The sequence below is a fragment of the Microbacterium paludicola genome, assembly GCF_039529675.1.
GTDB classification, from domain to species: Bacteria; Actinomycetota; Actinomycetes; order Actinomycetales; family Microbacteriaceae; genus Microbacterium; species Microbacterium paludicola.
In genome coordinates this window covers 33,797-55,251 of the sequence record NZ_BAAANG010000001.1, presented here as the reverse complement: position 1 = coordinate 55,251, position 21,455 = coordinate 33,797, and the positions used below count along the sequence as shown (strand labels likewise).

The 21,455-nt window shown below is 72.2% G+C and carries 21 protein-coding genes; 7 read left to right on the top strand and 14 right to left on the bottom strand.

Annotation, left to right across the window (positions count from 1 at the left end):
* Positions 1-4 precede the first annotated feature (4 nt).
* A complete protein-coding gene (locus ABD161_RS00260) occupies positions 5-1,450 on the top strand; it encodes a class-II fumarase/aspartase family protein (protein WP_343998590.1) in 1,446 nt (481 codons plus the stop codon).
* 12 nt (positions 1,451-1,462) lie between these two features.
* Here ABD161_RS00260 and ABD161_RS00255 read toward each other — a convergent pair whose 3' ends face one another.
* From ABD161_RS00255 to purL, 13 genes are all read right to left on the bottom strand, one after another.
* The gene (locus ABD161_RS00255; RefSeq protein ID WP_343998588.1) at positions 1,463-1,864 is read right to left on the bottom strand and encodes a RidA family protein; all 402 of its coding nucleotides are present in this window, start codon (positions 1,862-1,864) and stop codon (positions 1,463-1,465) included.
* Between the two features lie 48 nt (positions 1,865-1,912).
* Complete coding sequence (locus ABD161_RS00250) at positions 1,913-2,446, bottom strand: alpha/beta fold hydrolase (protein ID WP_343998586.1); 534 nt, start codon at positions 2,444-2,446, stop codon at positions 1,913-1,915.
* Complete coding sequence (locus ABD161_RS00245) at positions 2,446-3,234, bottom strand: ABC transporter permease subunit (protein ID WP_343998584.1); 789 nt, start codon at positions 3,232-3,234, stop codon at positions 2,446-2,448. Before ABD161_RS00245 ends, ABD161_RS00250 begins: the two co-directional genes overlap by 1 nt.
* Entirely contained in the window at positions 3,231-4,223 is a 993-nt protein-coding gene (locus ABD161_RS00240) for an ABC transporter ATP-binding protein (protein WP_343998582.1), read from the bottom strand. The genes ABD161_RS00245 and ABD161_RS00240 overlap by 4 nt, the downstream gene beginning before the upstream one ends.
* Positions 4,224-4,292: 69 nt before the next feature.
* The gene (locus ABD161_RS00235) at positions 4,293-5,045 is read right to left on the bottom strand and encodes a DUF899 family protein (protein WP_343998580.1); all 753 of its coding nucleotides are present in this window, start codon (positions 5,043-5,045) and stop codon (positions 4,293-4,295) included.
* A complete protein-coding gene (locus ABD161_RS00230; RefSeq protein WP_343998578.1) occupies positions 5,042-5,401 on the bottom strand; it encodes a YciI family protein in 360 nt (119 codons plus the stop codon). Before ABD161_RS00230 ends, ABD161_RS00235 begins: the two co-directional genes overlap by 4 nt.
* Positions 5,398-6,681, bottom strand: coding sequence for an RNA polymerase sigma factor (locus tag ABD161_RS00225; protein WP_343998576.1), 1,284 nt, complete (start codon positions 6,679-6,681; stop codon positions 5,398-5,400). The genes ABD161_RS00230 and ABD161_RS00225 overlap by 4 nt, the downstream gene beginning before the upstream one ends.
* Positions 6,678-7,037, bottom strand: a complete 360-nt coding sequence (locus ABD161_RS00220) for a YciI family protein (RefSeq protein ID WP_343998574.1) — start codon at positions 7,035-7,037, stop codon at positions 6,678-6,680. The genes ABD161_RS00225 and ABD161_RS00220 overlap by 4 nt, the downstream gene beginning before the upstream one ends.
* Positions 7,038-7,208: 171 nt before the next feature.
* Positions 7,209-10,817 (bottom strand): ATP-binding cassette domain-containing protein, encoded by a 3,609-nt coding sequence (locus ABD161_RS00215; RefSeq protein WP_343998572.1) that lies wholly within the window; start codon positions 10,815-10,817, stop codon positions 7,209-7,211.
* A 127-nt stretch (positions 10,818-10,944) separates the two neighbouring features.
* Positions 10,945-11,685, bottom strand: a complete 741-nt coding sequence (locus ABD161_RS00210) for a hypothetical protein (RefSeq protein WP_343998570.1) — start codon at positions 11,683-11,685, stop codon at positions 10,945-10,947.
* Between the two features lie 9 nt (positions 11,686-11,694).
* Complete coding sequence (locus ABD161_RS00205; protein WP_343998568.1) at positions 11,695-12,105, bottom strand: hypothetical protein; 411 nt, start codon at positions 12,103-12,105, stop codon at positions 11,695-11,697.
* Positions 12,105-12,263, bottom strand: coding sequence for a hypothetical protein (locus ABD161_RS00200; protein WP_343998566.1), 159 nt, complete (start codon positions 12,261-12,263; stop codon positions 12,105-12,107). Before ABD161_RS00200 ends, ABD161_RS00205 begins: the two co-directional genes overlap by 1 nt.
* A gap of 16 nt (positions 12,264-12,279) precedes the next feature.
* Positions 12,280-14,661 (bottom strand): phosphoribosylformylglycinamidine synthase subunit PurL, encoded by a 2,382-nt coding sequence (purL, locus tag ABD161_RS00195; RefSeq protein WP_425560727.1) that lies wholly within the window; start codon positions 14,659-14,661, stop codon positions 12,280-12,282.
* Between the two features lie 40 nt (positions 14,662-14,701).
* On the opposite strand from purL, the gene ABD161_RS00190 reads away from it, so the two are divergent.
* The 4 genes from ABD161_RS00190 to ABD161_RS00175 all read left to right on the top strand — a co-directional run bounded on the left by ABD161_RS00190 (position 14,702) and on the right by ABD161_RS00175 (position 18,897).
* Positions 14,702-16,318, top strand: a complete 1,617-nt coding sequence (locus tag ABD161_RS00190; protein WP_343998562.1) for a DUF6398 domain-containing protein — start codon at positions 14,702-14,704, stop codon at positions 16,316-16,318.
* 197 nt (positions 16,319-16,515) lie between these two features.
* Positions 16,516-17,313, top strand: coding sequence for an amino acid ABC transporter substrate-binding protein (locus ABD161_RS00185; RefSeq protein ID WP_343998560.1), 798 nt, complete (start codon positions 16,516-16,518; stop codon positions 17,311-17,313).
* A gap of 125 nt (positions 17,314-17,438) precedes the next feature.
* Entirely contained in the window at positions 17,439-18,098 is a 660-nt protein-coding gene (locus tag ABD161_RS00180; RefSeq protein ID WP_343998558.1) for an amino acid ABC transporter permease, read from the top strand.
* On the top strand, positions 18,085-18,897 hold the full coding sequence (locus ABD161_RS00175) for an amino acid ABC transporter ATP-binding protein (protein WP_343998556.1): 813 nt from the start codon (positions 18,085-18,087) through the stop codon (positions 18,895-18,897). Before ABD161_RS00180 ends, ABD161_RS00175 begins: the two co-directional genes overlap by 14 nt.
* Before the next feature lie 209 nt (positions 18,898-19,106).
* On the opposite strand, the gene ABD161_RS00170 is transcribed toward ABD161_RS00175, so the two are convergent.
* Positions 19,107-20,345 (bottom strand): hypothetical protein, encoded by a 1,239-nt coding sequence (locus ABD161_RS00170; protein ID WP_343998554.1) that lies wholly within the window; start codon positions 20,343-20,345, stop codon positions 19,107-19,109.
* Positions 20,346-20,553: 208 nt separating this feature from the next.
* Here ABD161_RS00170 and rpsF point away from each other — a divergent pair, with 208 nt between their 5' ends.
* On the top strand, positions 20,554-20,916 hold the full coding sequence (rpsF, locus tag ABD161_RS00165; protein ID WP_135114530.1) for a 30S ribosomal protein S6: 363 nt from the start codon (positions 20,554-20,556) through the stop codon (positions 20,914-20,916).
* A gap of 5 nt (positions 20,917-20,921) precedes the next feature.
* Positions 20,922-21,440, top strand: a complete 519-nt coding sequence (locus ABD161_RS00160; RefSeq protein WP_135114531.1) for a single-stranded DNA-binding protein — start codon at positions 20,922-20,924, stop codon at positions 21,438-21,440.
* Positions 21,441-21,455: the final 15 nt, after the last annotated feature.

The window sequence follows — 21,455 nt, the reverse complement described above, 5'->3', positions numbered from 1 at the left end:
CGCCATGCCCGATACCGCACCGACCCCGATCCCGCCGTATCCGGCCATCTCGTCGCTCGGCACCCTCGCGAGCGACCTGACGATCGCCGAGGTCGCGGGGGATGCGGGGCGGTTCACCGACTACTCGGTGCCGGACGCCGGCATCCGTGCGCTCTACACGACCGAGAGCGTGTGGCAGTCGTGGCTCGACGTCGAGGTCGCCCTCGCGCGGGCGGAGGCCGAGGTCGGCATCGTCCCCGAGGAGGCGGCGCGCCGGATCGCGCACGTCGGCCGGCTCTCGCACCTCGACCCCGAGAAGGTCATCGAGGGGATGCGCGTTCAGGGCCACCCGCTCGTACCCCTGATCGAGGAGCTCGCCGAGGCGGCGGGGGAGGGCGCCGGCGGATGGGTGCACTGGGGCGCGACGAGCCAGAACATCATGCAGTCGGGGCACGCCATCCTGATCGGCCGCGCCCACGCGATCGTCAGCCGGCTCATCATCGAATGCCTCGCCGCGCTCGCCGACCTCGCCGAGCGCTCGGCGACCATGATCATGCCCGGCCGCACGCACGGCCAGCACGCGGTGCCGATCACGTTCGGCCTGAAGGTGGCGACGTGGATCGACGACCTGCTGCGCGGGCTCGACCGCATCGAGCACGGTGTGCGGCCGTGCCTGCGCGTGATGATGGCCGGCGCCGTGGGGAGCTTCGCCTCGCTCGGCGACGTCGGGCCGAAGGTGCAGCGCCGGGTTGCCGACCTGCTCGGCCTCGAGCCGATGCCCGTCGCCTCCCGCGCCCTGCTCTCGCCGCAGTCCGGCTACATCTCCGACCTCGCGATCGTGGCGGCGTCCTGCGCCCGCATCGCGATCGAGGTCGAGACGATGATGCAGACCGAGTTCGGCGAGGTCTCCGAGCCCGTCCCCGAGGGATCCGTCGGCAGCTCGACGATGCCGCACAAGCGCAACCCGAAGCTGTCGGCGGATGTGCTCGACCTCGCCGCGCTCGTGCGCTCGACGGCGCCCGAGGCGGTCGCTGCGGTCATCCATCCGCACGAGGCGGACGGGGGCGCGACGGCGAAGCTCGACGCCGCGATGCAGAAGACGCTCATCGCGATGGGCGACCTGCTGATGCGGGTGAAGGTCATCCTCGAGGGGCTCGAGCTGTTCCCCAAGCGGATGCGCCGCAACCTCGAGTTGAGCGGAAACCTGATCGGCTCGGAGGCCGTGATGCTCGCCCTCGGCGAGGAGATCGGCCGCGACGAGGCGCACCGCATCGTCTACGAGGCGGCGATGCGCTGCGCGACCGAGGGCGAGGACTTCGAGGGCCTGCTCGTGTCCGATCCGCGCGTCACGGCCGCGCTGCCGCCGATGCGGATCCGCCAGCTGCTCGATCCCTCCGGGCACGTCGGCCTGGCCCCGCAGATCGCCCGCGAGGCCGCCGCCCGCGCCCGCCGCGCCGTCGCGGGGGAGTGACCCGCCCCGCGGTCACCGCATGACGGCCGCGACCGCGCTCACCTCGATCAGCGCGCCCGGCACACCGAGACCGGCGACGCGGGCGGCGGTGACGAGGGGCGGCTCCGGGGAGGCGAGGCGGCCCGCGATGGCTCCGTAGGCCGCGCCGAGGTCGACGCCGTCGACGAACAGCACGGTCCACTGGATGACGTCGGCCGGCGTCGCGCCGACGGCGGCGAGGGCGGTCGTGGCGTTCTCGACCGCCCGGATCGCCTGGGCCGCGACGTCGTCGCCCCCGACGAGTGCGCCATCCGCGTCGACGGCGTTCTGGCCGCCGACGTAGATCGTCGTGGCTCCGGGAGGGACGACCGCGACGTGGCTGAAGGCCGGGCTGACGACGAGGCCGTCCGGCCGGATGCGTTGAATGGTGTCCATGCATCAACGCTCCCACCGGCCACCGACATGCGGCAGGTCGGTCGCCGGTCAGGCGGGGTCGGGGATGATCCGGTCGAGCAGCGGCAGCGTGTCGTCGACGAAGTGGTCGTCGTCGCGGATCACCAGCGTGCCACCGAGGCGGTCGAACATCGCCCGGCCGTGATCCGCATCGCAGCCGAACATGTCGGTCACGGAGTTGAGGAACCACAGATCCTGCACGTGCGAGCGGATGCGGTGCCAGTCGTACGTCTCCTGCAGCACCGGCTCGTCCTCGTCGTTGGGCGGCGTCGCGTAGCCCGCCACGAGGATCGCCTGCGGCACGACGACGTCGAGGTGCTCGAGCACGGCGAGCAGCAGAGCCGCGCCGCCCGAGTGCCCGATCAGGATGGTCTCGTCGTCCAACGTGTGCGCTGCGAGCAGACCAGGGAGGAACTCGGCGATGGGCTCCACATTGATGCCCGGGTGGTGGGGGACCTCGACGAGGTAGCCCCGGGCGCGGAGGCGCTCGGCGATCCAGGGATACCAGCACGCCTCGGGCGTGGCTCCCGTGCCGTGGAACAGGATGACCCTGCGCGCGCTCATCAGCCGCGCAGATCCCGCTCGCGCAGGGCGAGCATCGCGGTGAGCGGGAAGACGAGGACGAAGATCCACAGCTGCCACTGGTCGGCGATCGTCACGCCGCCCTTGAGCGGGTCGTCGCCGAAGGCCCAGGTGTAGGGCGACGCGTCGCCCAGCCACTCGGTGTCGGGGTTCTGCCGCGAGACGGCGTTGAGCGCGTATCCCGCCACCGCGACGAGCGCGCCGATGCCCGCCGACAGCGCGCGCCCGCCGATCGCCGCACCCGCCAGCAGCGACCACACGCCGCAGAACAGCGCGAGCCCCGCCAGGGCGGCGCTTGCCACCAGCACCGACCCGGGCTCGAGACCGAGCTCGGCCGAGTCGTTGAAGCCGAGCACGGTGACCGCGCCGACGGCGACGAGGATCAGCACCCGGATGATCAGGGCGAGCGACTGCGCCGCGACATACTGCGCCCTGCCGACGCCGTGCGCGAGGTCGAGCTCGAGGCGCCCCGACTGCTCGTGGCCCGCGATCGCCTGCGAGGCCCACGTGACCGAGGCCGCCGTGATCAGGAAGAAGCCCATCAGCCCGAAGTAGGTCGCCTGCGCGTAGCCGGCGCCGGAGGTGATGTCGTCGTATCCGAGGGTGGCGACGAGGTCGGGCGGGAGCGAGTCGAGCAGCTGCTGCATGTCGCCGCCGGTGAGGCTCGGGTACAGCGGCAGGTAGAGGGTCAGGATGGCCACGATCGCGAGCGCCCACAGCGAGGTCGAGCGCCAGGATCCGGCGAGCTCGCGCAGCAGGACGGGCATCATGCGCGCTCCTCGCCCTCGGTGCGCCCGGCCTCGCCGTACAGGGTCGCGAGATCGAGCGGCGCCTCGCCCTCCGCGGGGGCGTGCGAGCCGCTGTAGAGCTGCAGCACCGCGTCCTCGAGGTCGGGTTCCTGGATGTCCAGCTCGAGGGTCGTGAGCCACGAGATCGTCTTGATGAAGGGATCCAGATCCCCGTCGTAGAGCGCCTCGAGGTGCACCCCGTCGCTCTCGTCGCTGAGAGCTGTCTCGCGCAGCGGCAGCTGCCAGACCTGGTCCCACACGGCGTCGGAGTCGGTGCCGCCGAAGACGGCCCGGATGCGCCGCGCGGCCCCGCGGCGCAGCGCCGCGACGTCTCCCGTCGCGATGATCCGGCCCTCGGCGAGCACCGCCACGTCGTCGGCGACGTGCTGGATCTCGCTCAGCACGTGCGAGCTGAGCAGCACCGCCGCGCCCTCATGCCGCGCCTCGCGCACGAGCTCGAGGAACGTCCGCTGCACGAGCGGGTCGAGACCGCTCGTGGGCTCGTCGAGGATCAGCAGGTCGGGGTCGTGCATAAACGCCTGGATGAGGCCGAGTTTCTGCCGGTTTCCCTTCGACAGTGTGCCGATCGGGCGGGAGAGGTCGAGGCCAAGCCGCTCGGCGAGCTGGTCCTCCCTGCCGCGCGCGACGGGGCCCGAGACGCTGCGGTAGAACGACAGCATCCGCTTCCCGGTGGTGCGCCCGTCGAGCCGCAGGTCGCCGGGGAGGTAGCCGATCCGGCGTCGCAGGGCGGGCCCGCCGCGCCGCGGATCCTCGCCGAGCACGCGCACCGCGCCGTCCGAGGGCCGCAGCAGGTCGAGCAGGATGCGCAGCGTCGTGGTCTTGCCCGCGCCGTTCGGACCGATGAGGCCGAGCACCGTGCCCGGCTCGAGTCGGAGGTCGATGCCGCGCAGCGCCGGGGTGCGGCCGTAGTTCTTCCGCAGCCCCTGCACCTCGATGGCGGCGTTCGTCACGGCCACACGCTAGCACCGCGGATGGACGGCCCTGCCCCTCCGCGCTTCTTCCGTCCGCGGTGCATCGCGTCAGTGGTGATGCGCGTGCCGGCCGAGCGTCGTCACCGGATCCGCGCCCGGCCGCGTCCACTGCGGAGCGGGCCGGCTCGTCGGGGTGCCTCCGCCCGCTCCGGTGTCGTCGGTGCGCCAGTACCAGCAGGCCTCCCGTCCCTCGGGCCAGCCGTCCGGAACCTCCTCCCACGCCTCGCCGCGCCCGTACGGGGTCAGGTCGAGAAGCTGCAGCTGGCCATCCGCGATCTCTGTGCCCCTCCCCGTCGTGTCGTACGTCAGGAACACCCGGTCGCCCCGCCGGAGGAACACGGTGAAGTGGCCCATCTCGCCGCCGATCGGCCAGCCGAGCCCGCGCACCGAGTACCAGGGCTGCGTGTAGCCCATGAACCCCAGGAACGGCGCGATCTCGTCCCACGGGCCCTCGCACAGGATGGCGAAGGACACTCCCCGCGCGTTCAGGTAGACCGCGTCGCGCAGGTGCCAGGCCGACACCGTGCACCCCTCGCACTGCCCCTGATGCGGAGCGCCGTCGTGCCACATGTGCTTGTAGACGACGAGCTCGTCCCTGCCGTCGAACAGCGAGACGAACGGGACGGGACCGTCGGGCCCGGTGACCTCGACCGAGGCGTCGATCTCGACCATCGGCAGGCGCCGGCGGGCGGCCGCGATCGCATCGCCCTCGTGGGTGTGGGCCTTCTCGCGCAGCAGCAGCTCGTCGCGCGCCCGCTGCCAGGTCGCCTGATCGGCGACCGGCGGCATCCCGGTGCTCACGACTCCTCCTCCCAGGGGAGGCGGACGACGGGAAGGATGTACATCCGGCCCGAGACCGCCGTCGGGTGCTTCGACATGTAGGCGGCGGCCTCATCGATCGAGTCGGCCTCGATGAGGTCGTAGCCGGCGAACCACTCCTTGAACTCGGGGAACGGGCCGTCGGTGATCAGCGTCCGCCCGTCGCGCACGGCGACGGACTTCGCCTGCTCGGGCCCGGCGACCGGAGCCCCCGGGCCGAGGATTCCCGCGGCCTCCCCCTCGCCGGCCCAGCTCTCGAGCATGCGCTTGTCCTCCTCGCGCTCCAGGCGCGATCCGGTCGAGTCGGTCATGTGGAGCACGAGGTACTTGCTGGTCATGATGCTTCTCCATTCGTGGGGGTGTCGTGCTGCGCCGCGAGCTGACCGCGGCGACGGATGAGGTGGGCGACCTCGGCGGTGTTCCCCGCCAGTTCGATCGCCCGGTCGTAGGCGGCGCGCGCGTCGCCGGAGCGGCCCAGCCGGCGCAGCAGCTCGGCGCGCGTCGTGTGGAACGCGTGGTAGCCCTCGAGCCGGTCGGCGAGGCGCTCGGCGAGCGCCAGGCCGACCTCGGGGGAGTCGAATTCGGCGACCGCGATCGCCTTGTTGAGCGTCACGATCGGGTTGGGATCGATCCGCTCGAGCAGGCCGTAGAGCGCCACGATCTGCGACCAGTCGGTGTCGCGGGCGTCCGGCGCCGACACGTGCACGGCGTTGATCGCCGCGAGCAGCTCGTACCGGCCGGGGCTGTGCGCGCCGCGTGCGGCGTTCATCCGGTCGCGGACCAGCGCCAGCCCCTCCTCGAGGAGCGCGCGGTCCCAGGCGCCGCGATCCTGCTCGTCGAGGCGCACGAGCTCCCCGTCGGCCGAGACCCGCGCCGCGGCGCGCGCCTCGGTCAACAGCATGAGCGCCAGCAGCCCTGTCGCCTCGCCGTGCTCGCCGGATCCCTCCGGAAGCAGTTCCCGCATGAGCCGGGTGAGCCGGATCGCCTCCCCGGTCAGGTCGCGCCGGATCGGATCCGACTGCTCGCCGGACGCGAGGTAGCCCTCGTTGAAGATCAGGTAGAGCACGGCCAGCACGCCCGCCACGCGACCGGGGAGGTCCTCCCGCTCGGGAACGCGATACGGGATACGGGCTGCCTTGATCTTCGCCTTGGCGCGGCTGATCCGCTGGCCCATCGTCGTCTCCTGGACGAGGAAGGCGTGAGCGATCTCCGGCACAGTGAGTCCGCCGACGATACGGAGCGTCAATGCGACGCGGGCCTCCATCGACAGGGCGGGATGGCAGCAGGTGAACACAAGACGCAGCCGGTCGTCCTCGACGGCTCCGACCGGGTTGGGCGGGGAGTCGTCCTGGAGCATAAGAGCCTCGTGGTGCTTGTCGTGGCGACGCGCCTCGCGGCGCAGCCGGTCGATCGCCTTGCGGTGGGCCGTGGTGGTGATCCACCCGCCCGGGTTCGGCGGCACGCCGTCGACGGGCCAGCGCTCGACGGCCGTGGCGAAGGCCTCGGCGGCCGTCTCCTCGGCGAGGTCGAGGTCTCCGTAGCGCCGCGCGAGGCCCGCCACGATCCGCGCCCACTCCTCGCGATGGATCCGGGCGACCTCGGCGGCGGCGTCGCTCATGCGCCCGCGAACGGACGGACCTCGAGCGGCCTGTCGCACGCGCGCGACGCCTCGGTCGCGATGCCGAGCGCCTCGTCGAGGTCGGACGCCTCGATGATCCAGAGGCCGTTCATCCCCTCCTTCGCATCGATGTAGGGCCCGTCCGAGATCACGGGCTCCGCACCGCGCGCATCCGCGACGGTCGTCGCCTCGGATCCCTCGAGCCCGCCGACGAAGACGAGGTTGCCCGCCTCGCGGAGCCGGTCGTTGAACGCCCGGATCGCCGCCATCGTGTCGCGCTGGGTCTGCTCGTCGCCGTAGCCGCCGTGAGGGCGGCTCTCGCTCGGACCCCACACGACGATCGCGTACTGCGCCATGATCCTGCCTCCTGTCGGTCGCCCCGGCGGCGATCCTCATCAGAGCGACGAACGCGCTCCCGTCGATTCGACAGCCCGGGGCGAAGAGATCTCAAGAGGCGGCCGGATGTCGAAGTCGCCGGGCTCGCACGACAACGGCTGCGGGGTGGGCGAGAAGGAGCGGGTTCGGGGTCAGCCGGCGAGGTGGCTCCACCGCGGGGCGAGGTCGCGCCAGGGGCCCACGGCCGCGACGGCTCCGTCGGACAGCACGACGACCCGATCCGCGCGGGCCAGGGCGGCCCGCTTCGAGGTGGCGCCGATGACGGTCGTACCGCGGTCGCGGAGCGCCTGCCAGAGCTCGATCTCGGTGCGGGCGTCGAGCGCCGAGGAGACGTCGTCGGCGAGCAGCAGCTCGGCGTCGGTGGCGAGCGCCCGGGCGAGGGCGAGGCGCTGCACCTGCCCACCAGAGAGCCGCACGCCGCGGTGCCCGACGAGCGCGTGCGCGCCGCCCGCCTCCGACACATCCTGGCCGAGCCGGGCGCCGTCGATCGGTCCCTCGACGTCGCGCTCGTGGTCGAGGCGCACGTTGTCGGCGAAGGTGCCGCTGAGCACGCGGGGGACCTGGGCGACGTGCGCCACCTGGCCGGGTCGCAGGAACGCCTGCGCGTCGGCGATGTCGGTGCCGTTCCACCGGATCCGGCCCGTGTGCTCCATGAGTCCCGCGAGCGCGGCGAGCAGGCTCGACTTGCCGGATCCCACCTGCCCGAGCAGCAGGATGAGCTCGCCCCGCCGGACCGTGAGGTCGACGCCGCTGACTCCGAGGGTTCCGTCGTCGTGCACGGCGGTGACGCCGGCGAGTTCGAGGGTCTCGAGCGGCTCCCGTCGCACGGCGGGAGGCTCGGGCGCGGTGCCGGCGACGAGGTCGACGCCCGGGACCGGGTCGACGAGATCCACGCCGCCCGCGAAGCGCGCGGTGGCCTGCTGCCAGCTGCGCGTGCCCGGCGCCTCGGTGACGACGGCGCCCGCGACGACGCCGAACCAGCCGAAGCCGGTCACGGCGTTCGCGACGAGGAGGGTGGTCGCGAGGTTCCAGATGTCCGTGAGGAACGCCGCCCACGCGGCCACGGCGCCGAGGTGGAGCGTGACGATCGGCACGCCGTCGAGCACCGCCTGGACGCGGTGCTCGAAGATCGCCGCGCGCACACGGCCGCTGTCGACCTCCTGCAGGTGCCTGTGCACCTCGGGGGTGCGGGCGGCGAGCTTGACGGTGCGGGCCGCATCGAGCGCGGAGACCAGCGAACGGCCGAACCGCGCGCGGGCGGCGGAGGAGCGCGTCGCCGACCGTCCGGCGATCGGCCGGCCGAGCGCGGCCGCGAGCGCCGAGACGACCATCACCGCGAGCAGCACGCCGCCCGCGAGCCAGGACCGCGAGACGAGGGCCGTGACGGCCGCGATGATCAGGCCGTTGACGAAGTCGACCCAGCGGTCGGCGTACATGACGTAGCGGTCGGCATCCATCGCACGGGCGACGATCTCGCCCGCCGGGGTCGTCGGCAGCCGGTGCTGCCGCGTCTGGCCGTACATGACCCGCATGCGAACCCGCAGCAGGTTCTCGATCCACCAGCTCGGGTAGAGGTAGATCGCCCGCCCGAGCGCGAGGGGGCTGATCAGCACCAGCAGCACAAGCGCGGCGAGCAGGCCCCACGGCAGGTCGCCCGCCTGGAGCGCCTCGACCGTCCGACCCCACAGGAACCCGGTCAGCGCTCCCTGCGCCGAGGCGAGCGAGGCCACGAGGAACAGCGCGGCGCCCACGACACCCCATTGCGGCCGCACGAACAGCACATGCAGGATGCCGCGCGCGAGCGACGGCCCGTCGCCCGGCTCGGGGAGGTCGGGCGGTGTTCCGGTGCGCCGGCGTGTGCCGACGCCCGCGGCGACGTCGGCCACGGGGTCGTCCGCCGGCGCCTCCTGCGCGGGGAACGCCTGGCCGGGCCCATCCGCGTCGCCGGATGGCACGGCGTCGGATGGCACCGCGTCGTCGATCACGCCGTCCGAGGCGGCGGCCTCCTGGAGGCGGCGGAACGGCCCGTCGGCCACCGCGAGCGTCGTGCGCGGTCCCTGCTGCACGACCCGCCCGTGGTCGAGCACGGCGACGAGGTCAGCCCGCTCGATCGTCGTGAGGCGGTGGGCGACGAGCACTCCCGTCCGGCCGGTGAGCAGACGTTCGGAGGCGGCGACGACGCGCGCCTCGGTGAGCGGATCCATGCGCGCGGTCGCCTCGTCCAGCACAACGACCTGGACGTGACGCACGAGCAGCCGCGCGAAGGCGACGAGCTGCTCCTCGCCCGCGGACAGCGCGGTGCCGCCGGGTCCCAGCGCGGTGTCGAGGCCGTCGGGCAGGCCTGCGACCCAGTCGGCGATGCCGAGCTCGACGACCGCGGCCTCGATCTCGCCCCGGTCGACGGGCGAGAACAGGGCGATGTTCTCGGCAAGGGTTCCCGAGAGGATCTCGGTGCGCTGCGTCACGACGCCGACCGTCGCGCGCAGCTTCTGCAGGTCGAGGTCGCGCACATCCACGCCGCCGAGGAACACGGTGCCGGGCGGCGGTTCCTGCGCCCGGGAGACGAGCGCCGCGAGCGTCGACTTGCCCGATCCGGTGCGCCCGACGAGTGCTACGGTCTGCCCGGCGGGGACCTCGAGCGACACGTCCGCCAGGGCGAAGGCGCCCTCCTCGTACGCGAAGTCGAGCCCGCGCACCTCGAGGGCGACGGGGCCCGCGGGAACGTCGAGGCCGCCGACAGGCTCGGGCTCGACCTCGAGCATCTGCCGGATGCGGATCAGCGCGCCGATCCCCTCCTGGATGTCGGGCAGGTGGTGGACGAGGTTCGACACGGATCCGACGAGCAGCGCGGTCGCCAGGAACAGCGTGACGAGCTGCTGCACGGGCAGGCTGCCGCCGAACGCGAGCACGGCGCCCGTGACGGCGACGCCGCCCAGCAGCGCGTGAAGCAGCACCTCCGCGCGATAGATGAGGCGCATCTCGAGCCCCGTGAGGGCCCGCAGCCGGGCGTGGACGACCGCGGAGATCTGCGCGAGGCGACGCACGGCGAACGCCTGGCCGAGGCTCGTGCGCAGGTCGTTGCGCGCCGCGACGGCCTCCTCGAAGGCGGCGGCGTGATCCGTCCAGGCCTCCTCCTCGACGACCTTGCGCCGCGCGATCTCGCGCAGCAGCGGCCGCGACACCAGCGCGACCACAACGCCGAGCACCGGGAACATGAACCAGGCGGGCCACCAGGTGATGCTCGCGACGATCCACAGCGGCAGGACGCCCGCGAGGGTGCGCCCGACTCCCCAGAGCTGGCGCCGCACGAGGGATCCGACCGCGCGGGTGTCGTCATCCACCCGGTCCATGACCTCGCCGACCGCCTGCTCCGACAGCACCGCGAGCGGCTGGCTCATCGCCGCCGTCAGCAGGTCGCCGCGCAGGCGTCCCTCGGCGCGGTCGACGACGCCGGCCCACAGCACCTGGCCGACGCTGTCGACGATCGCGCCGCCGACCACGCACAGGGCGAAGAGGATCAGCGCGTCGACCGTGGGGTCTCCCGAGAGGCGGCCCGCGATGACGGTTCCGGCCGCCTGCCCGGTCGCGCCGGCGACAAGCAGCACGATCGCCAGGAACGACGCGACGCCCCGCAGGCGCCGCCAGTCGAGCCGGCGCCACGCGGGAAGCCCGGATGCGCTCGTCCGCGCCCCCGCCCGATCGTCGGGGAGGGAGGGATCGGGAGGCAGCATCTCGGACATCAGGTCAACGCTAGGGGGAACATCCGACGCTCCGTCGCCGAGCAGGCATCGCCACCGCGATCAGGTACGCGCGCGTATGCCCGCTCGCGGGACAGATGCCTGCTCGGCGACCCGCAGCGGCGGCGGGTCAGGCGGGCTCGGGCGGGCGGCGCTGCTCGAGCGGCGCGGCGACCTTCTGCTCGAGCACCTCGATCGCCTCGTCGGAGACGGCGATGAGCCCGTCGAGCTCGTCGCGCACGCGCTTGTACGCGATCTGCCGCTCTGCCGCCGTGGCGGACCGATCCACCGCGACCTGCAGCAGCTGCCGCGCGCGCTCGAGGCGCTTGCGCTCCGCCTCGGTGAATCCGCTGTCGCGCACGCGGCGGGCATCCTGCTCGGCGACGTCGAAGGCGACCTCGTAGTCGTGCACGGCGTCGCGGTACTCGGACAGCGCCTCGGCATCGATCCGGGCGTCGGGGGATGCGGGACGCAGCCCGTCGGCGACCTTCTTCGCGCGCAGGAACGCCGCCGTGAGGGCCTCGCGCCCGTCGCTCATCGTCGGGAACGCGATGAGCTTCGCGACGTCGAGTTCGTATTCGAGCCAGCGCCGCGTGACGTCGTCGTGCGCGTCCATAAGTCGTTTGAGGCGGTCGGCGCGCGTGCGCTTGTCCGCCTCCTCCACACCGGCCGGAAGCGCGGCCGCCGCAAGCGCCTTCGCCTCGGCCTTCGCGCGGATGATCTCGAGGCGGCGCTTGTGACGGCGCTTCGCCGCGCGCGCGGACCACGACTGGATGCCTCGGACGCCGCCGACGATCGAGCCTCCGAAGACGAACCAGAGCCACCAGTTGGCGCCGATGAAGTCGCCGATCGCTCCGATGATCTCGCCCACGCTCAGACTCTAGGCCGCTGACTGTGCGCCGAGCCAGGCGCCGAGGGCCGCGAACTCCGTCGGGCTGAGCACCGTGCTCAATGCGGCGGCCCCGTCATACCCCGTCGTGTGCGCGAGCAGCCACGCATCGGGATCCTGCCCCGCCGCGAGCGGCGCGATCGATGAGTCCGGGGAGGGGGCGTCGGCGCGGAACAGGAACGCGACGGGATCGCCGCCCACGGTCTCGAGAATGCGCGCGCGTCCGGCGACGGCGTCGCGGATGTCGTCGGCGCGGAAGGTCTCGCCCTCGGCGAAGCGCACGCAGCCGACGGGCTTGCGGCCGAACAGCACCGGCAGCTCGACCGTCACCGCCTCGGCCGTCGTGCCCGCGCCTGCCCAGGGCTGCGTCGGCAGCGGGGGCTCCGCGCGGCGGCCGAACATCAGCCGAACAGCAGGGCGAGCACTGTCGCCCCGCCGCCCGTGACGAGCAGCGCGCCGATGACGACCCACGCGACCGCGCGGATCCGGCGGTTGCGGCGCTCGTTCCAGTGGTCCGAGGCCTCGCCGTCGGGCTCGAGCTCCGAGTGGTTGATGTGCACGCCGGGATCCGTCATCTCAGACCGCGACCGGCTCGGCGACGGTCGGCCCGAAGGCGGCGGGAAGCGTGCCCGTCGACAGGGCGCGGAGCTCGGCGACCGGCACCGTGAACAGGTCGGTCACCTCGAGCGCGGGCCCATCCTCGACCGAACCCGCGTCGGTCACGCCGATGCGCAGCACCGGGTAGCCGCGGCCCGCGCACAGGCCGCGGAACTTCACGTCCTCCTCGCGGGGAACCGTCACGATGACGCGGCCCGTCGACTCCGAGAACAGGGCGGTCGCGGCGTCGACGCCGTCGCGCTCCATGAGCTCGCGCAGCCACACGCGGGCGCCGACGCCGAAGCGCAGCACCGCGTCGACGAGCGACTGGGCGAGGCCGCCCTCCGACAGGTCGTGCGCGCTCGAGACGAGCATCTCGTCCTTCGCGGCCTGGATGAGCCCGGCGAGGCGGCGCTCGGCGGCGAGGTCGACCTTCGGTGGGCGTCCGCCGAGGTGACCGTGGATGGTGCCGGCCCACGCCGATCCGTCGAGCTCGAGGTCCGTGGTGCCGAGCAGGTAGATGTTCTCGCCCGCGTCCTGCCATCCGCTCGGGATGCGGCGCGAGACGTCGTCGATGATGCCGAGCACGCCGACGACCGGGGTCGGGTGGATCGGGGTGTCGCCCGTCTGGTTGTAGAACGACACGTTGCCGCCCGTGACCGGCACGCCGAGCTCGAGGCACGCGTCCGACAGGCCGTCGACGGCCTGCGAGAACTGCCACATGACCTCGGGGTTCTCGGGGGAGCCGAAGTTCAGGCAGTCGGTGACGGCGGTGGGCATCGCGCCGGTGACGGCGACGTTGCGGTACGCCTCCGCGAGGGCCAGCTGCGCGCCCGCGTACGGGTCGAGCTGGCAGTAGCGGCCGTTCGCGTCGGTGGCGATCGAGACGCCGAGGCCCGATTCCTCGTCGACGCGGATCATGCCGGCGTCGTCGGGGAAGGCGAGGGCGGTGTTGCCGAGCACGTAGTAGTCGTACTGGTTGGTGATCCAGCTTGCATCGGCGAGGTTCGGCGACGCGGTGAGCTTCTTCAGCTGATCCAGGATCTCGCCGCCCTCGGTGGGGCGCTCGAGCGACGCGGCCGAGTCTGCCTGCAGCGCGTCGATCCAGGTCGGGTAGGCGACGGGGCGCTCGTAGACCGGGCCGTCGACCGCGACGGTCGAGGGGTCGACGTCGACGATGGTCTCGCCGTTCCAGGTGATGACGAGACGGCCGTCGCCGGTGACCTCGCCGAGCACGCTGGTCTCGACATCCCACTTCTTCACGACCTCGAGGAACGCGTCGAGCTTCTCGGGAGAGACGATGGCCATCATGCGCTCCTGCGACTCGCTCATGAGGATCTCCTCGGCGGTGAGCGAGGGGTCGCGCAGCAGCACGTTCGTGAGCTCGACGTTCATCCCGGATCCGCCGTTGGCGGCGAGCTCGCTCGTCGCGCAGGAGATGCCGGCGGCGCCGAGGTCCTGGATCGCCTCGACGAGGTCGCCCTTGTACAGCTCGAGGCAGCACTCGATGAGCACCTTCTCGGCGAACGGGTCGCCCACCTGCACCGCGGGCCGCTTCGTGGGGCCGCCGTCGGCGAAGGTGTCGGAGGCAAGGATGGACGCGCCGCCGATGCCGTCGCCGCCCGTGCGGGCGCCGAACAGCACGACCTTGTTGCCGGCGCCGGTGGCGTTGGCGAGGCGGATGTCCTCGTGGCGCATCACGCCGACCGCGAGCGCGTTGACGAGCGGGTTCGCCTGGTAGACCGAGTCGAAGACCGTCTCGCCGCCGATGTTCGGCAGGCCGAGGCAGTTTCCGTACGACGAGATCCCCGAGACGACGCCGTGCACGACGCGCGCGGTGTCGGGGTGGTCGATGGCGCCGAAGCGCAGCTGGTCCATCACGGCGACCGGGCGGGCGCCCATCGAGATGATGTCGCGCACGATGCCGCCGACGCCGGTCGCGGCGCCCTGGAACGGCTCGATGTAGGACGGGTGGTTGTGCGACTCGACCTTGAAGGTCACCGCCCAGCCCTCGCCCACGTCGACGACGCCCGCGTTCTGGCCCATGCCGACCATAAGGCGCTTCTTCATCTCGTCGGAGACCTTCTCGCCGAAGCGGCGCAGGTAGATCTTGCTCGACTTGTAGGAGCAGTGCTCCGACCACATCACGGAGTACATCGCCAGCTCGCCCGAGGTGGGGCGGCGGCCGAGGATCTCGCGGATCTTCGCGTACTCGTCGGGCTTCAGACCCAGCGCCTCGAAGGGCTGCTCGCGCTCGGGCGTTGCGGCCGCGTTGGCGACGGTGTCGATCGTGGGGGTGGTCACGCGGTGGCTCCTCAGGCGGCTGGCCGGACGGGAACCAAGTCTATCCGCGCGCGGCATATCGCCCGGCCACTCAGGAGCCGCCGGATACCCTCGAACAATGCCCCGCCGCGACCTCGATCTCATCCGCAACGTCGACGAGGCGCTCCGGGGAGACGCGTTCGACCTGCTCGCCTATGCGAGCACCGTGCTCGAGATGCTGCGACGCCCCCTCGACGGCGAGGGGAACCCCGTGAGCGGGATGCCGACCCTCGCCGAGATGGTCGACCGCACGCTCGCCGACGCCGTGCGGCAGAGCGACGCGCTGCTGCTGGCCATGGCGATCCTGCTCGACGGCGCCGGATCGGGCGACACCGCTCTCGCGGAGCGCATCCGGTCGGAGGTGGGCGGCCGCTGGCGCAGCCTGCCGGCCTGGCTTGACTCCCCGGACGCGGCGGACGTCACCAGCGTCGCCGCCTTCGACCACGTGCTCGGCGCCGACGCGACGATCCTCATCGGCGCGACGCTCGCGGATGGCACGCCCGCGACCGCGACGGTCTTCATCGACCGCGACGGCGGCGGCGTCCTCGGCGACGCGTTCATCGCGCCCGAGACCCTCCCTGCCGCGCTCGCCGCGGGGAGCAGGGGCGTCGACGCCGACGAGTACCCGAGGGTGGAGATCTCCGCCGCCGATGCCCGCGCGCGCGTCGAGCAGGCGATGGCCGAGGACCTGGCGCTGGAGCCGCCGCTGGTGACGGCGACCTGGCCCGCGTCGCGCCCGCTGCTCGCGTGGCTGCTGCGGACGCTGCCCGAGGGCGGATCCGGCTTCGCCCGGGCCGGTGCGGATGCCGCCCTGGACGACGAGCTCGTCGCGGCCGTCGCCGGGCGGCTTCCCGAGGGCGAGGCGCACGCACGCCTTCTGATCTCCCTCAACCGCGAGCACAGCGGCGCCGGGGATCCGCGGATCTGGAGCGACACGTTCGTCGAGGCGCTGCTGATCGAGATCCTGCCGTTCGACGAGGCCACCGAGGCCGATCCGGAGGGCGTGCTTGCGGCGCTGCGCGCGCTGATCGATGAGGGCCACGCCCGCGCGGGGGTGCCGGCCGGGCTGACCGCGCGATCGCTCGAGACGGTCGACGAGCTCGCCGACACCCTGCTCGACCTGCTCGAGTTCGACGACGAGGCGCCGGCCGAGGACGGCGGCGCGCTCTCGGTGCTCGCGGCCCGGGTCGGCGGGCGCCGGCACCTCGACGCCCTCGACGCCGTGCCGATGACCCGCGTTGTGCCGGATCACCGCGGGCTGGACGACCGAGTCCGTCGCGGCCTCGATGCGGTGCAGGGGCTCGTCGAGCGCGCGTCCGCCGAGCTGTTCGAGGATCCCGAGCTCGCGATCGCGGCCACGCGGATCGCCGACCTGCTGGTGGAGACCGACCCGCGGCTGTTCGCGAAGGGAAAGCCCGAGCTCGCCGCGGCGGCGATCGTGTGGATCGCCGGCACCGCGAACGACGCGTTCGCCCCGGCGGGCGCGGCGCAGCCCTCGGCCCTCATGGCGGCGCTCGGGCTGCGCGGCGGCACTCCCGCGGCGCGCGCCGGCGCGTACCTCGCGGCGCTCGGCGTCGACGACCCCGACGACTGGGCGTCGCTGCCCGTCCTCGGCGATCCGTCGCTGCTGACGTCCCGCGTGCGCCGCGAGATCATCCGCCGCCGCGACGAGGCCCGCGCCGCTCCGACCGCGTAGCGCCGCCCCCTCTTCGGTGCGGTCCGGCCCCTTCCCTCGGCCGTGAGGGCCGCTCGCCACCGCCTGAGTTCCGGCCGAGGGTTTCCCGCCGGGGGAAGAAACACGGCGTCTCCCGGGTTCGACAACTCCTGGGCCCGCGTGCTGAGCTAGATGATCGGGCCTGTCGCCCGACCTCTCTCCTCACGAAGGATCCATCCATGCGCCTCACCCGCATCACCACCGTCGCCGCCGCATCCGTCGCGCTTCTCGCGCTCGCCGGCTGCTCGCAGCCCGCCGCCGAGGGCCCGGCCGCCGAGGGACCCGCCGCGCTCGCCGACGGCACGCTGATCGTCGCGACCGAGGGCACCTACCCTCCCTTCAGCTACCACGAGGACGGCGCGGGCGAGCTCACCGGCTACGACGTCGAGGTCGCCAAGGCCGTCGGCGAGAAGCTGGGCGTCGAGGTGCAGTTCGAGGAGACGCAGTGGGACGCGATCTTCGCGGGCCTCGACGCCGGTCGCTTCGAGACGATCGCGAACCAGGTCACGATCAACGACGAGCGCAAGGCGAAGTACGCCTTCTCGACGCCGTACACGGTGTCGCCCGGCGTGATCGTGGTGCCCGAGGACAACACCGACATCACGTCGTTCGACGACCTCGAGGGCAAGACCACCGCGCAGTCGATGTCGAGCAACTGGGGCGCGCTGGCCGAGGAGTCGGGCGCGGACGTGCAGGCGGTCGAGGGCTGGGCGCAGTCGATCGCGCTGCTCGAGCAGGGCCGCATCGACGCGACGATCAACGACAAGCTGACGTTCCTCGACTACGCCAAGCAGCACCCGGACGCGCCGATCAAGATCGCGGCCGAGACGCCCGAGGCCGGCGAGATGGCCTTCGTGTTCACGAAGGAGAACGCCGAGCTCGCCGAGGCGATCGACGGCGCCCTGGCCGAGCTGGCCGAGGACGGCACGCTCGCCGAGCTGGGCGAGCAGTTCTTCGGCGAGGACGTCTCGAAGTAATCCTCCCGCCGCGGGCCGTGTCCCACTTCGTGCCGGAATCCGCGCGTGATTCCGGCATCAAGTGGGACACGGTCGTTCTGTAAGCGGCGCGAAGTGGGACATGCTCGGGGGAGGAAGGGAGCCGGATGGACTGGCAGCTGATCGTCGACTCGTTCTGGCCGCTGCTGCGGGGCGGGCTCACGGCCACGATCCCGCTCGCGCTGGCGTCGTTCGCGCTCGGCATGGCCATCGCGATCGGCATCGCGCTGCTGCGGCTGTCGCCCAACCGCGCGCTGTCGTGGATCGGGCGGGCGTACGTCTCGGCCATCCGCGGCACTCCGCTGCTGGTGCAGATCTTTGTGATCTTCTACGGCCTCCCCTCGCTCGGGGTCACGCTCGACTCGTGGCCGAGCGCGATCATCGCGCTGTCCCTGAACGTCGGCGGCTACGCGGCCGAGGTCGTGCGTGCCGCGATCCTGTCGGTGCCGAAGGGGCAGTGGGAGGCCGGGTACACGGTCGGCATGTCGAACGTCACGACCCTGCGGCGGATCATCCTGCCGCAGGCCGCCCGCGTGAGCGTGCCGCCGCTGTCGAACACGTTCATCTCGCTCGTGAAGGACACGTCGCTCGTCTCGGTGATCCTGGTCACGGAGATGTTCAAGGAGGCGCAGAAGATCGCGTCGGTCACGTTCGAGTTCATGACGATCTATCTCGAGGCGGCGCTCATCTACTGGATGTTCTGCACGGTGCTGGCGTTCGCGCAGGATCGGATCGAGAAGAGGCTGGATCGCTATGTCGCGCACTGAGCACACGATCGGCGACACGCTGCTGACCGTCCGCGGCCTGCGCAAGAGCTTCGGCGACCACGAGGTGCTGAAGGGGATCGACCTCGAGGTGCGGCGCGGCGAGGTGGTCGCCCTGATCGGCGCGAGCGGATCCGGCAAGACGACCGTGCTGCGCTCGCTGAACGGCCTCGAGACCCCGGACGCCGGGACGCTCGCGTTCGACGGCGGGCCCGAGGTCGACTTCGCGCGCGGCCTCGCCAAGCCCGAGCGCTTCGCCATCCGGGATCGCTCCGCCATGGTGTTCCAGCACCACAACCTCTTCCCGCACCGCACGGTCATCCAGAACGTGATCGAGGGGCCCGTGACGGTTCAGCGCGAGCCGCGCGCGGAGGCGATCGCCCGCGCCGAGGAGCTGCTCGACCGCGTCGGCCTCGCTGCGAAGCGCGACGCCTACCCGCACGAGCTCTCCGGCGGTCAGCAGCAGCGGGTCGGCATCGTCCGCGCCCTGGCGCTGCGGCCCGACCTGCTGCTGTTCGACGAGCCGACCTCGGCGCTCGACCCCGAACTCGTGGGAGAGGTGCTCGTCGTGATGAAGGAGCTCGCCGACGAGGGCTGGACCATGGTCGTCGTCACGCACGAGCTGCAGTTCGCGCGGGAGGTCGCCGACGAGGTGCTGTTCCTCGACGGCGGCGTCGTCGCCGAGCGCGGACCGGCGGAGCAGATCTTCCGCAACCCGCAGAACGAGCGCACCCGCCGCTTCCTCGACCGCATCCTGCGCCCGTTCGAGGGGCATCCCGGGCCGGATCCGGAAGAGATCTGAAAAAACTTCCGGAAGTCGCGTAACCGATCCGGCCCTTCCGCGTCTCTTCAAGTGAAGACGTCGTCAGGCGCGGTTACCGGGGGGTTTCCGCGTCAGGCTGTGCGGTCAACGGAGCCCGATTTCCGACCGCGCGGGGTCCGGATGCCTCGGGGGAGGACATCCGGACCCTGACGCTTCTCTCCCGGGCGACCGGGCGTCCCGCGCCGCCGCTAGGGAGCGAGCGAGACGAGCATCCCGGCGAGGCCGAGGAGCATCGGGCCGACGAGGACGAGCAGCAGGATGCCGCCGCCGATGATCAGGGCCCAGGGAACCCCGCCCTTCAGCCGGCGCCCCGGCTGGGCGACCCCCTTCGGGCCGAGCCAGTCGGTCGGCGGGGGAGGCGCGGCGCTCGCCGTCGTGTGGAACGGGAAGGGCGCCGAAACCGGCGCCGCGCCCGCCGCGGCTGCGGCCGGAGCGACGGCCCGGGCATCGCGCTGCGCCCACGCCTGCGCCTCCGCGGCGAGCCGGTCGTCACGCCAGCGCTGCCACTGGGCGAGCTTGTCCATCAGCGCCGACACGGCGGAGAACAGCCACGCCCAGGTGCCGGGATCCAGTGTGACGACGGGGCGCCCCGTGTAGAGGAACAGCCACTCGTCGACGATCTCGACGTCCAGCTGCGCGGCGTGGTCGATGAAGCGCGCCATCACATCCGGGGTGAAGAGATAGAGCGCGTCGCGCTCGTACCCCTCGGGGCAGTACAGCGTGAAGTAGCGGTCGAAGTCGCCTTCCAGGCTCAGGCGCTGGGCCTTGGCGAATTGCGTGGGCAGGTTCGATCCGAACAGCGCGTTGTTGCCCACCGCGTCGAGCACGATGTGCGGCAGGGGAGTGCCGATGTGGATCGCCACGTAGCCCCAGCGGTGCGTCGTCTGCTCCTTGCCCGACCCGGTCGTGTACTGGTAGTTCGCGAACTCGACGAACCGCGGGTGCTCGCCGCGGAGCAGGTCGCTTGCTGTCGGTCCGCTTCCCCGGTTGAAGATCATGCCGGGCAGCTTCGGGGCGGGAAGCGTCGGGCGATACGTCATCGCGTTCGCGCGCGCGAACCGGTCGAGGCGGTACCGTCGCTCCTTCGTCCTGGCGAGGTTCGCGCGCACGAGGACGAACACGAGCAGCCCGACCACCCCGACGATGAACAGGACCGGCAGCAGCGGCAGCAGACCGAACCCGCCGCTGTCGGCCGAGGTCGTCACCGCGATCGCCGCGACCGAGATCACGATCGGGAGCAGCGCGCCGAGGAAGACGACTCCGGCGATCACCAGGAAGACGATCGTGACCGCGCTCATCCGCGCCGCGGGGAAGCGTCGCTTCAGCTCCTCGTGGAAGCGCTGCGCCTCGCGCTTGTCCACCGGCTCGAGAAGCGGGCGCGCCTCGAACGGGAACGTGCGCGGGGGCGGGCTCGACGGGATGCTCACGCTGTCACGGTAGCGCGGGAGGCCGGATCGTCCGAGAGCCGCGCATCGCCGGCGTCGATCCGGCTGAGGGGGCGTGCCAGCCTGATCCGCTATGCTGTCCAGGTTGTGCGGATCCGCGCGCGCTCGCGCTCGCCCGCATGACGTGCAACACACCCTCCTGCTGTCGGGAAATGCCCGGCAGCCGATCAAGTCCGAAGGAGGTGGGTAAGTGACGCACCAGTACGAGCTCATGGCCATCCTGCAGCCGGAGATCGACGAGCGCCAGGTTCCCGCGATCGTCGACAAGTTCCTCACGGTGATCACCGACAACGGTGGCACCATCGAGAACATCGACATCTGGGGCAAGCGCCGTCTCGCCTACGAGATCCAGAAGAAGAACGAGGGCATCTACGCCGTCGTCAACTTCACCGCGACCAGCGAGGCCACCCAGGAGCTGGACCGCCAGCTCGGCCTCAACGAGCAGATCATGCGCACCAAGGTGCTGCGCGCCGAGGAGGCCATCGCGATGGTCGCTTCGGAGGCGAAGCGCGCCGAGGCTCGCGCGGCTCGCAAGACGGCGGCGAAGGCCTAAGTCCCATGGCCGGCGAAACCGTCATCACCGTTGTGGGGAACCTCACGGCCGACCCCGAGCTGCGTTACACGCAGAACGGGCTGCCCGTGGCGAACTTCACGATCGCCTCGACGCCGCGCAATTTCGATCGCGCGTCCGGCGAGTGGAAGGACGGCGAGGCTCTCTTCCTGCGGGCCAGCGTGTGGCGCGAATTCGCCGAGCACGTCGCAGGCTCGCTGACGAAGGGCATGCGCGTCATCGCGCAGGGCCGTCTCCGTCAGCGCTCCTACGAGGACCGTGAGGGCCAGAAGCGCACCTCGATCGAGCTCGAGATCGATGAGATCGGGCCGTCGCTGCGTTACGCCACCGCACAGGTCACCCGCGCCGCGGGCGGCCAGGGCGGCGGCGGTGGCCAGGGCCAGTTCGGCGGCGGCGGACAGCCGCGCCAGCAGGTCTCGGAGGAGCCGTGGTCGACCCCCGGGTCGCAGACGAGCGCCGACGCATGGAGCACCCCGGGGTCGTTCGGAGACGACACCCCGTTCTGAATCTCTTGCGTTGCC

Excerpts from the sequence above, each read along its gene's own strand:
- ABD161_RS00180 (WP_343998558.1), top strand. The coding sequence starts at position 17,439 with ATGGACTGGCAGCTGATCGTCGACTCGTTCTGGCCGCTGCTGCGGGGC.
- ABD161_RS00250 (WP_343998586.1), bottom strand. The coding sequence starts at position 2,446 with ATGAGCGCGCGCAGGGTCATCCTGTTCCACGGCACGGGAGCCACGCCC.
- purL (WP_425560727.1), bottom strand. The coding sequence starts at position 14,661 with ATGCCGCGCGCGGATAGACTTGGTTCCCGTCCGGCCAGCCGCCTGAGG.
- ABD161_RS00225 (WP_343998576.1), bottom strand. The coding sequence starts at position 6,681 with ATGAGCGACGCCGCCGCCGAGGTCGCCCGGATCCATCGCGAGGAGTGG.
- ABD161_RS00175 (WP_343998556.1), top strand. The coding sequence starts at position 18,085 with ATGTCGCGCACTGAGCACACGATCGGCGACACGCTGCTGACCGTCCGC.
- ABD161_RS00220 (WP_343998574.1), bottom strand. The coding sequence starts at position 7,037 with ATGGCGCAGTACGCGATCGTCGTGTGGGGTCCGAGCGAGAGCCGCCCT.
- ABD161_RS00245 (WP_343998584.1), bottom strand. The coding sequence starts at position 3,234 with ATGATGCCCGTCCTGCTGCGCGAGCTCGCCGGATCCTGGCGCTCGACC.
- ABD161_RS00160 (WP_135114531.1), top strand. The coding sequence starts at position 20,922 with ATGGCCGGCGAAACCGTCATCACCGTTGTGGGGAACCTCACGGCCGAC.
- ABD161_RS00230 (WP_343998578.1), bottom strand. The coding sequence starts at position 5,401 with ATGACCAGCAAGTACCTCGTGCTCCACATGACCGACTCGACCGGATCG.
- ABD161_RS00185 (WP_343998560.1), top strand. The coding sequence starts at position 16,516 with ATGCGCCTCACCCGCATCACCACCGTCGCCGCCGCATCCGTCGCGCTT.
- ABD161_RS00205 (WP_343998568.1), bottom strand. The coding sequence starts at position 12,105 with ATGTTCGGCCGCCGCGCGGAGCCCCCGCTGCCGACGCAGCCCTGGGCA.
- ABD161_RS00255 (WP_343998588.1), bottom strand. The coding sequence starts at position 1,864 with ATGGACACCATTCAACGCATCCGGCCGGACGGCCTCGTCGTCAGCCCG.
- ABD161_RS00260 (WP_343998590.1), top strand. The coding sequence starts at position 5 with ATGCCCGATACCGCACCGACCCCGATCCCGCCGTATCCGGCCATCTCG.
- ABD161_RS00190 (WP_343998562.1), top strand. The coding sequence starts at position 14,702 with ATGCCCCGCCGCGACCTCGATCTCATCCGCAACGTCGACGAGGCGCTC.
- ABD161_RS00215 (WP_343998572.1), bottom strand. The coding sequence starts at position 10,817 with ATGTCCGAGATGCTGCCTCCCGATCCCTCCCTCCCCGACGATCGGGCG.